Origin of the sequence: Streptomyces griseorubiginosus (assembly GCF_017614965.1) — a bacterium.
Taxonomy (GTDB): Bacteria; Actinomycetota; Actinomycetes; order Streptomycetales; family Streptomycetaceae; genus Streptomyces; species Streptomyces griseorubiginosus_B.
In genome coordinates this window covers 1-9939 of record NZ_WVUG01000318.1, presented here as the reverse complement: position 1 = coordinate 9939, position 9939 = coordinate 1, and the positions used below count along the sequence as shown (strand labels likewise).

The following is a 9939-nucleotide window of genomic DNA, read 5'->3' as shown; positions in this document are numbered from 1 at the left end:
ATCCCCCCACCGGCCCCGTCAGACGGCTTGCCCGACCGACTTGCTGTCCCGCCCGGAGGATTCATGACCCCGCCCACCGCCTCTCATGATCCGTACGCGGAGCCGTACGAGGATGAGGGCGACCAGCCGCTGGTACGTCCGTACGCGATGACCGGCGGCCGGACCCGGCCGCGCTACCAGCTCGCCATCGAGGCACTGATCAGCACCACGGCCGACCCCGCAGCACTCATGGGGCTGCTCCCGGAGCACCAGCGCATCTGCCACCTGTGCCGTGAGGTCAAGTCGGTCGCCGAGGTGTCGGCGCTCCTGGCCATGCCGCTGGGCGTGGCCCGGATTCTTGTCGCGGACCTGGCCGAGGCCGGACTCGTCGCGATCCACCAGCCCGGTGGTGACGAGACGACCGGTGCGCCGGACGTGACCCTGCTCGAAAGGGTGCTCAGTGGACTTCGCAAGCTCTGACGGAGGGCGGGCGACCACCTCCGCGAAGATCGTCGTCGCCGGTGGCTTCGGCGTCGGCAAGACCACCTTCGTGGGAGCGGTCTCCGAGATCAACCCGCTGCGCACGGAGGCCGTCATGACGTCCGCCAGCGCGGGCATCGACGACCTCACCCACACCGGGGACAAGACCACCACCACGGTGGCCATGGACTTCGGCCGTATCACGCTCGACCAGGACCTGATCCTGTACCTGTTCGGCACGCCCGGTCAGGACCGCTTCTGGTTCATGTGGGACGACCTGGTGCGCGGTGCGATCGGCGCGGTGGTGCTCGTGGACACCCGGCGCCTGGCCGACTGCTTCCCGGCGGTCGACTACTTCGAGAACAGCGGTCTGCCCTTCGTGGTCGCGCTCAACGGCTTCGACGGGCACCAGCCCTACCAGCCCGAGGAGGTGCGCGAGGCCCTGCAGATCGGCCCCGACACCCCCATCATCACGACGGACGCCCGGCACCGGGCCGATGCCAAGAGCGCGCTGATCACACTGGTCGAGCACGCTCTCATGGCACGGCTGAGGTAGCCCCCAAATCCGCCATGCCGTACGGCAGTTGTCGTAGACGCTCCGGAGCCGACTGTGGCCTTTGACACGGTCGGCCCCGGTGTTCATAACGTTTCGGCAGAGGAATCGGGTGGTACGGCCACGCGTGGTCGTCGTCCGGTGTCGCTGTGCACACACGGGCCCCGTCTTTTGACGGGGCTCGCTCTTTATGACCGTTTTATCTGGGGCTTACATCACATGGAATCCGCGCTTTCCGCTGTTTGGAAGAGCGCTGGCCCTCGTGCTGGAATGCCTGAACTGCCTATAAGTCAAAGACGTACTCAGTAGTACTGCGTACTCAATGGCGTACTGGGCTCTGAGACACTGCGGCACAACGTTGGTGCCCGCCGCCGAGAGGTTGTTGGTCGAGTGAGGCGAAGCAAGAACGGTCCCGAGCCGTCGGCGCGGGGCAACTTCACCCCGCCGCCGCGCGGAGCGGCGCCCGCCCCTGTGTCCGTACCGGAGCCTGCGGCCGCTCCCGCCTCGGGCGGTGGCCGTTTCTCCCCCCGCAACTGGCGGGTGCCCACCCGACTGAACGCGATCCTGCTCATACCCGTGGGCGTGGGTCTGGTCATGGGCGGCTTCCAGGTGAAGAACTCGATCGACACCTGGCAGGAGGCCCAGGACGCGGAGAACACCGCGCGTCTGGTCCGGGCCGCCCTGACCTACAGCAACGCGATCACCAACGAGCGTGACGTGACGGCCGCGCCCCTGCTGCTGGGCAAGGGCCAGAAGGACCCGTCGGTCGTCGCGGCCCGCAAGGCCACGGACGACGCCGCGGACGCCTTCGACAAGGCCGCGCAGAACATGCCGAACCGCTCGGGCCTGGTGCGCCGCCTGGAGCGCTTCCGCAAGGCGGAGCCGGAACTCACCTCGCTGCGCGCCAAGGCCTACACCTCCAGCTTCAAGGGCGTGGGGACCGAAGAGGCCTACGTCAACCTGGAGCACCCGCTCCTCGAGTTCTCCAACGAGCTCGGCCTGGGCACCGGCAACATCACCAGCTACGGCCGCTCGGTCTATGCCATCGCACTCGCCAAGGGCGCCCTCTCCCTGGAGCGCTCCATCGGCATGCACCTGCTGGTCGCGCCGGGCCCGGGCAAGGACAGCCTGGCCACCCAGCGCACCGCCCTCACCTCGTACGCCTACCTGGAGGGCATCGCCATCCAGGAGTACCAGGCCGGCGGCACCGACGAGGACATCGCCAAGCTCAACAAGTCGCTGGCGAAGGTGCAGACCGACGGGGCGGCCCTGGTCAAGCAGGCCGCCGCGAAGGCCGCGGCCGAGAACAAGACCTATGTGCCGCCGCCGTCCAACCCTGTCGACATGATCACGGCGATGTCGCAGCTGCAGAGCACCGACCCCTCCGCGCGGGCCGTCCTCGCCCAGAAGGGCATCACCGCGGAGAACTGGTGGGCGGGCACCACCCTCAAGTACGAGGCGTACCGCAAGCTCGAGGAGGACAAGGCCGACACCGCGGTGAGCGAGGCCTCCGACATCGCGAGCAACGCCAAGCGTGACGCGCTGATCACCGGTGCCATCGTCATCGTCGCCCTGTTGCTCGCGTTCATCCTGGCCGGCGCGGTCGCCCGCCAGATGTCCCGCTCGATGCGCCAGCTGCGCAACGCGGCCTTCGGCATCGCCGAGCAGCGTCTGCCGATGCTGGTCGACCAGCTCTCGCGCACCGACCCCGGCCGGGTCGACACCCGGGTCGCCCCGATCCCGATCCACACCAAGGACGAGATCGGCGAGGTCGCCCGCGCCTTCGACCAGGTCCACCGCGAGGCCGTGCGGCTCGCCTCCGAGCAGGCCCTGCTCCGCGGCAACATCAACGCGATCTTCACCAACCTCTCCCGGCGCAACCAGTCCCTGATCGAGGGCCAGCTGACCCTGATCACCGACCTGGAGAACAACGAGGCCGACCCGGACCAGCTGGAGAACCTCTTCCGCCTGGACCACCTCGCGACCCGTATGCGCCGCAACGGCGAGAACCTCCTGGTCCTCGCCGGCGAGGAGCCCGGCCGCCGCTGGGACCAGCCGGTCCCGCTGGTCGACGTGCTGCGCGCCGCCTCCTCCGAGGTGGAGCAGTACGAGCGCATCGAGCTGTCCGGCGTCCCGGAGGCCGAGATCCACGGCCGCGCGGTCACCGACCTCGTGCACCTGCTGGCCGAGCTGCTGGAGAACGCGACGACGTTCTCCTCCCCGCAGACCAAGGTCCGTGTCACCGCGACCCGGCTGCCCGACGGCCGCATCATGATCGAGATCCACGACAAGGGCATCGGCCTCACCGCCGAGGACTTCGCGGACATCAACCACAAGCTCGCGAACCCGCCCACCGTGGACGCGGCGATCTCGCAGCGCATGGGCCTGTTCGTGGTCGGCCGGCTGTCCGACCGGCACGGCATCCGGGTCCAGCTGCGCCCCTCCGGCGAGCAGGCCGGTACCACCTCGCTCGTCATGCTGCCGGACGCGATCACCCACGGTGGTGGCGGCGAGCAGCAGATGAACCGCGACGAGTTCACCGTCTCGCAGATCATCCCGGAGCAGAACTTCCAGGGTGAGGACTTCAACACCGGCCTGCCGATGCGCACGGCCGCGGAGCTCGGCTTCGACGACAGCCGCTACGCCGACGTCCCCGACGACATCCGCGAGCTGGACCCGGTCGGCCGCTCGTTGATGCGCGAGGAGCGCCGGGCCGCCCTGGAGGCCCAGAGCACCCAGGGCCACCCGGAGCAGGAGTCGCCGGAGGCCTCGCCGTACGCCGACGCCTTCGACGCGCCGCAGGCCTACGACAACGGCCAGGGCGGCTACCCGGAGCAGCAGCGGACCGGCACCTTCGACCCGCGCTCGGCGTACGAGGAGCAGCAGCAGTCTCCGTACGAGGAGCAGCGCACCTCGTACGAGGAGCCGGCCCAGTCGCCGTCGTACGAGGAGCCGTACTTCGCGCCGAACGGTTCGCAGCCGCAGAACGACCCGTTCTCGTCCAACGGGGGCTACCCCGAGCCGTCGTATTCGGAGCCGGTCCAGGAGGAGCCCGCGGCCGCCCGTGCCGCCGCCCCGGACTCCTTCCCCGCCTTCGAGCAGCGCCGCTACCAGGACGACTGGCCGCAGCCCGACAGCTACCAGAACGGCTACCCGGACCAGTACGCTCCGGAAGCGGAACCTGCGCAGGCCGCTGACGCGGGTGAGCACGAACGCGTAGGCTTCGACCGTCCGGGACCGGCCCCCTCCGCCGTCCACGAGCTGACCGACGCCGGGCTGCCCCGCCGCGGATCCTTCGCGAGCGGTACCAGCGGTTCGAACGGCACGCGGCACGTGAACCAGGAGCCGTCGGCTCCCGCTCCGGTTTCGGAGAACAATGGCGAGACCAGCAGCTGGCGTTCGGCGAACGACGAACGCTGGCAGCAGGCCGCGCAGTTGCGCAAGCCCAAGGCGGGCGGGGTCACCTCCTCCGGACTGCCGCGACGGGTGCCCAAGGCGAACCTGATCGAGGGAGCCGCCGAGAGCACCCCTCAGGGAGGCCCATCGGTCTCCCGCGCCCCGGAGGACGTCCGGGGCAGGCTGAGCAACCTGCGTCGGGGCGTCCAGCGCGGACGCAGCGCCGGCGCAGGCAGTGAAACGAACGGTCAGGGCTTCGGTTCTGACAGCACCTACAACCAGGAGCGTTAGTGTGAGCCCGATGAGCCAGGCGGCACAGAACCTGAACTGGTTGATCACCAACTTCGTGGACAACACCCCGGGGGTGTCCCACACGGTGGTGGTCTCCGCCGACGGACTCCTTCTGGCGATGTCCGAAGGGTTTCCGCGCGACCGCGCCGACCAGCTTGCGGCCGTCGCCTCCGGTCTGACCTCGCTGACCGCCGGTGCCTCGCGCATCTTCGAGGGCGGCAGCGTGAACCAGACGGTTGTGGAGATGGAGCGGGGATTCCTGTTCATCATGTCCATTTCCGACGGTTCCTCGCTCGCGGTACTCGCACACCCGGAGGCGGACATCGGCCTCATCGGGTACGAGATGGCCCTTCTGGTGGACCGTGCCGGTACGGTCCTGACTCCGGATCTCCGTGCGGAGCTCCAGGGCAGCCTGCTCAACTGACAGACAGACGGTGCGTTTTGGCGTCCCGGGGCCGTAAGGTTTCGGGACGCGGCTCCACAGGGATGGGTGCCCGGCACAGTCGGAGGAGGAGAAAGTGGCAACACCCCCAGGCGGTTCGAATTCGGGCAACTGGTCGTACGGCCCTGCCCAGGGCCCCGGCGACGGTGCTCAGAACCCGAACCGTTACAACTTCCCCTCCGCCCCGAGCCCGCGGCATCAGCAGCCGTACGCGCCGCAGGGTCCCGGGCCGTCGCCGTACGACCAGCCGCCGGCGCCGCGTATCCAGCCCGTACAGCCGCAGCGACGCTCTCCTGAGCCGGCGCCCGCGGGGGCGTCGAACAATCCCCTGGTGCGTCCGTACGCCATGACCGGCGGCCGGACGCGCCCGCGCTACCAGCTCGCCATCGAGGCGCTGGTGCACACCACCGCGCAGCCGCACCAGATGCAGGGCCAGCTGCCCGAGCATCAGCGGATCTGCAACCTCTGCCGAGAAATCAAGTCGGTGGCGGAGATCTCCGCCCTGCTGACCATCCCTCTCGGCGTGGCCAGGATCCTCGTCGCCGACTTGGCGGAGGCGGGACTGGTCGCCATCCATCAGCCCGGCGGCGACGAGAACGCCGGCGGCCAGCCAGACGTGACACTGCTCGAAAGGGTGCTCAGTGGACTTCGCAAGCTCTAGCGGCGGTCCTTCCCGCTCCACCACCTCGGCGAAGATCGTGGTGGCGGGTGGCTTCGGCGTGGGCAAGACCACGTTCGTCGGGGCCGTTTCGGAGATCAACCCGCTGCGCACAGAGGCCGTCATGACGTCCGCTTCGGCAGGCATCGACGACCTCACCCACACCGGAGACAAGACGACCACCACGGTCGCCATGGACTTCGGCCGCATCACCCTGGACCAGGACCTGATCCTGTACCTCTTCGGTACGCCGGGTCAGGACCGCTTCTGGTTCATGTGGGACGACCTGGTCCGCGGTGCCATCGGGGCGATCGTCCTGGTGGACACCAGGCGCCTCGCCGACTGCTTCCCCGCGGTCGACTACTTCGAGAACTCGGGTCTCCCCTTCGTCATCGCCCTCAACGGCTTCGACGGCCAGCAGCCGTACAACCCGGACGAGGTGCGTGAGGCGCTGCAGATCGGCCCGGACACGCCGATCATCACGACGGACGCACGGCATCGGGCGGACGCGAAGTCCGCGCTGATCACGTTGGTTGAGCACGCGCTGATGGCTCGGCTGCGGTAACCATCCCTGTGAAGGGGGCCCCTCCTGCGGGAGGGGCCCCCTTTTCTGTGCCCGATGCCCTCCAGCCCGAGGGCGCGCAGAAGGGCCCCTCCCGGTCGGGAGGGGCCCTTCTGCGCGCCCTCGGGCTCAGCGCCAGCTGTGCGGGGCCCGGAAGCCGCCCTCGCGTTCCAGGCGGCGCCAGCCGGCCTTCTGGCGGCCGCGGTGAGTGGGCTCGGTGGCGGGCTGGGCGGCTGCGCGGGCCAGGAGGACGGCCGTGATGGCGGCGACTTCCTCGGGGTCGGCATGGCCCTTCTCGACGCGGATGTCAGGAGTGCTCATAGGTCTCAGTCTCCGTGAGAGAGGTTTCCGCGAGGGTGTCGCGGAGGGTCCGCTGGGTTACTGCGGGGGGTTGCCGTGCTTGCGGGAGGGCAGGTCGGCGTGCTTGGTCTGCAGCATGGCGAGGGAGCGGATGAGCACCTCGCGGGTCTCGGTCGGGTCGATGACGTCGTCGACCAGTCCGCGCTCGGCCGCGTAGTACGGGTGCATCAGCTCGGACTTGTACTCCTTGACCATGCGGGCCCGCATGGCGTCGGGGTCCTCGGCCTCGGCGATCTGCCGCCGGAAGATGACGTTGGCGGCACCCTCGGCGCCCATCACGGCGATCTCGTTCGTCGGCCACGCGTAGGTGAGGTCCGCACCGATGGACTGGCTGTCCATGACGATGTAGGCACCGCCGTACGCCTTGCGCAGGATCAGCGAGATCCGCGGCACGGTCGCGTTGCAGTAGGCGTAGAGCAGCTTCGCGCCGTGGCGGATGATGCCGCCGTGCTCCTGGTCGACGCCCGGGAGGAACCCGGGGACGTCCAGGAAGGTGACGATCGGGATGTTGAAAGCGTCACACATCTGGACGAAGCGCGCAGCTTTTTCGCTGGCCTCGATGTCCAGCACCCCGGCGAGGGTCTGCGGCTGGTTCGCCACGATGCCGACGACCTGGCCGTCCAGCCGGGCCAGCGCGCAGATGATGTTCCGCGCCCAGCGCTCGTGGACCTCCAGGTACTCCCCGTCGTCGACGATCTCCTCGATGACCTTGGCCATGTCGTACGGGCGGTTGCCGTCGGCCGGGACCAGGTCCAGCAGGACCTCGGAGCGGCGGTCGAGCGCGTCCGTGGACTCCACCCGCGGGGGGTTCTCCCGGTTGTTCTGCGGGAGGAGGGAGAGGAGGTAGCGCACCTCGGCGATGCAGGTCTCCTCGTCGTCGTACGCGAAGTGACACACACCGGAGGTCTCCGCGTGCACGTCCGCGCCGCCCAGGCCGTTCTGGGTGATCTCCTCGCCGGTGACCGCCTTGACCACGTCCGGGCCGGTGATGAACATCTGCGAGGTCTCGCGGACCATGAAGACGAAGTCGGTGAGGGCGGGGCTGTAGGCCGCGCCGCCGGCGCACGGGCCGAGCATCACCGAGATCTGCGGGATGACGCCGGAGGCCTTGGTGTTGCGCTGGAAGATGCCGCCGTAGCCGGCCAGGGCGGAGACGCCCTCCTGGATACGGGCGCCCGCGCCGTCGTTCAGGGAGACCAGCGGGGCGCCGGCCGCGATGGCCATGTCCATGATCTTGTGGATCTTCGTGGCGTGGGCCTCGCCCAGCGCGCCGCCGAAGATGCGGAAGTCGTGGGCGTAGACGAAGACCGTACGGCCCTCCACCGTCCCCCAGCCGGTGATCACACCGTCGGTGTGCGGCTTCTTGGCCTCCAGGCCGAAACCGGTGGCGCGGTGCCGGCGCAGCTGCTCGACCTCCCGGAAGGAGTCCGGGTCCAGCAGCAGCTCGATGCGCTCCCGGGCGGTCAGCTTGCCCTTGGCGTGCTGCGCCTCGGTCGCCTTCTCGCTCGGCCCGGCCAGCGCCTGCGCACGGATCTCGTGCAGCTCGGCGACCCGCCCGCGCGCGTCCGTCGGCTCACCCGTCGACTCACTCGGCGCCTCATCCAAAACGGTCATGTAGTGACCTTACGAAGGACACCGAGGAAAGCGAGCCGTCGACTCCGTACAGTCTCCGGGCCGTTTTCCTGGTACCACTGAACAGAACCCGAGGGGCATGCAGGCGTTCCGACTGCTCAGAGGGGCCCGGGCTTGTAGGGGTCGCACAAAGTCGTCGGCCGAGAGTCGGCTCACATCGGCGCGTCGCACATGACACGCCTGGGGGAACGCGCCCCTTCACGCAAGGGCCCGTGGCCAGGATCTCGACCGAGTCGTCGGCCCACGACACCCCGCGCACCGGGTGGCCCCAGATGATCTCGACGGGTTCACCCGTTCGAGGGGGTTCCCCGACGGAGAGGGTAGCGGTCCGGTCCCGCGGGTGAAGCTCATGGCCGTCTCGCCGACACTTCGCGGATGACGTTGAAACCGCAAGGGAATAGGTCTACGGTCGTTCCCGTTGAGTAGTTCAACATTCAACATCACCCCCGAGGAGCATGACATGGCGAACGACCTCACCGCGCTGACCGGCGACTACACCATCGACGCCGCCCACTCCACGATCGGCTTCACCGTCCGGCACGCGATGGTCACCAACGTCAAGGGCAAGTTCAACGAGTTCACCGGGACCCTGCACCTCGACGGCGCCGACCCGTCCGCGTCGACGGCCTCCATCGACGTCAAGATGGACAGCATCGACACCGGTTCCGCGGACCGGGACGGGCACCTGAAGAGCGCGGACTTCTTCAAGACCGACGAGTTCCCCACCATGACCTTCCGCTCCACCAAGGCGGAGTCGCTCGGTGGCGAGGACTACCGCATCACCGGTGACCTGGAGATCCTCGGCACGACCAAGCCGATCACCATCGACCTGGAGTTCAACGGCGCCGCGAAGGACCCCTTCGGCAACGAGCGTGTCGGCTTCGAGGGCAAGGCGGAGATCAAGCGCTCCGAGTGGGGCCTGACCTGGAACGCGGCCCTGGAGACGGGTGGCGTGCTGGTCTCCGACAAGATCAAGCTGAACTTCGACATCTCGGCGATCAGGACCGCCTGAGTCGTCACTCCCGGGCACCGAGCCGGGCCAGGGCGGCCGCCAGTCTGGCCGCCCTGGCCTTGGGCGTACGGGCCGTGAGCAGGGCGAAGATCACCTGGTAACGGTCGGTCCGGCCGAGGGCGCCGAAGGCGGCTCCGGCCTCGGGGTCGCGCTCCAGCGCCGCGGCGAGGTCCTGGGGCACGGCGGCCTCGCGCTGTGAGGCGTACGCCGCGGCCCACCGCCCGTCCGCCTGGGCGGCGGCCACCTCGGCCAGTCCGGTGGGCCGCATGCGCCCGGCGGCTGCCAGTTCCGCCACCCGGCGCACATTGACCATCGACCACAGGCTGCCGGGCCGTCGCGGCGTGATCTTCTGCAGGAAGTACCGCTCGTCAAGTGCCTTGCGCTGCCCGGTGATCCAGCCGTGGCAGAGGGCGACGTCATTGACCTCGACCCAGTCGACGGAGACGATCCCGGACCCTTTCTTGGCGACCTTCACCCACAGCCCCGGATGCGGCGCGGGATGAACCTCCAGCCACGCGTCGAGTTCGTCGACGGAGGCGAAGGGCAGGGGGTCCGGGAGCGCGGGGGTGGTCAT

The 9939-nt window shown here is 69.1% G+C and carries 10 protein-coding genes; 7 read left to right on the top strand and 3 right to left on the bottom strand.

The genetic code is table 11. The features are described 5' to 3' along the window. Positions 1–63 precede the first annotated feature (63 nt). The 6 genes from GRC12_RS36975 to GRC12_RS36950 all read left to right on the top strand — a co-directional run bounded on the left by GRC12_RS36975 (position 64) and on the right by GRC12_RS36950 (position 6364). The gene (locus tag GRC12_RS36975; RefSeq protein ID WP_016432454.1) at positions 64–459 is read left to right on the top strand and encodes a DUF742 domain-containing protein; all 396 of its coding nucleotides are present in this window, start codon (positions 64–66) and stop codon (positions 457–459) included. Next, positions 440–1015 (top strand): GTP-binding protein, encoded by a 576-nt coding sequence (locus GRC12_RS36970; protein WP_133046741.1) that lies wholly within the window; start codon positions 440–442, stop codon positions 1013–1015. The genes GRC12_RS36975 and GRC12_RS36970 overlap by 20 nt, the downstream gene beginning before the upstream one ends. Before the next feature lie 387 nt (positions 1016–1402). After that, positions 1403–4699: a sensor histidine kinase gene (locus GRC12_RS36965; RefSeq protein WP_208784509.1), complete on the top strand. Its 3297-nt coding sequence runs from the start codon at positions 1403–1405 to the stop codon at positions 4697–4699. 10 nt (positions 4700–4709) lie between these two features. Then, on the top strand, positions 4710–5123 hold the full coding sequence (locus tag GRC12_RS36960; protein ID WP_004983065.1) for a roadblock/LC7 domain-containing protein: 414 nt from the start codon (positions 4710–4712) through the stop codon (positions 5121–5123). A 94-nt stretch (positions 5124–5217) separates the two neighbouring features. Then, a complete protein-coding gene (locus GRC12_RS36955) occupies positions 5218–5802 on the top strand; it encodes a DUF742 domain-containing protein (RefSeq protein ID WP_208784508.1) in 585 nt (194 codons plus the stop codon). Next, positions 5783–6364 (top strand): GTP-binding protein, encoded by a 582-nt coding sequence (locus GRC12_RS36950; protein ID WP_009314218.1) that lies wholly within the window; start codon positions 5783–5785, stop codon positions 6362–6364. Before GRC12_RS36955 ends, GRC12_RS36950 begins: the two co-directional genes overlap by 20 nt. A 126-nt stretch (positions 6365–6490) precedes the next feature. On the opposite strand, the gene GRC12_RS36945 is transcribed toward GRC12_RS36950, so the two are convergent. Then, the gene (locus GRC12_RS36945; protein WP_133046738.1) at positions 6491–6682 is read right to left on the bottom strand and encodes an acyl-CoA carboxylase subunit epsilon; all 192 of its coding nucleotides are present in this window, start codon (positions 6680–6682) and stop codon (positions 6491–6493) included. A gap of 57 nt (positions 6683–6739) precedes the next feature. Then, positions 6740–8335, bottom strand: coding sequence for an acyl-CoA carboxylase subunit beta (locus GRC12_RS36940; RefSeq protein ID WP_208784507.1), 1596 nt, complete (start codon positions 8333–8335; stop codon positions 6740–6742). A 478-nt stretch (positions 8336–8813) separates the two neighbouring features. Between GRC12_RS36940 and GRC12_RS36935 the strand changes: the two genes are divergently transcribed. After that, a complete protein-coding gene (locus GRC12_RS36935; RefSeq protein WP_208784506.1) occupies positions 8814–9365 on the top strand; it encodes a YceI family protein in 552 nt (183 codons plus the stop codon). A 4-nt stretch (positions 9366–9369) separates the two neighbouring features. Here the strand turns inward: GRC12_RS36935 and GRC12_RS36930 are convergent. Then, positions 9370–9939, bottom strand: a 570-nt coding sequence (locus tag GRC12_RS36930; protein ID WP_208784504.1) for a YdeI/OmpD-associated family protein, incomplete at its 5' end; no start/stop codon positions are given.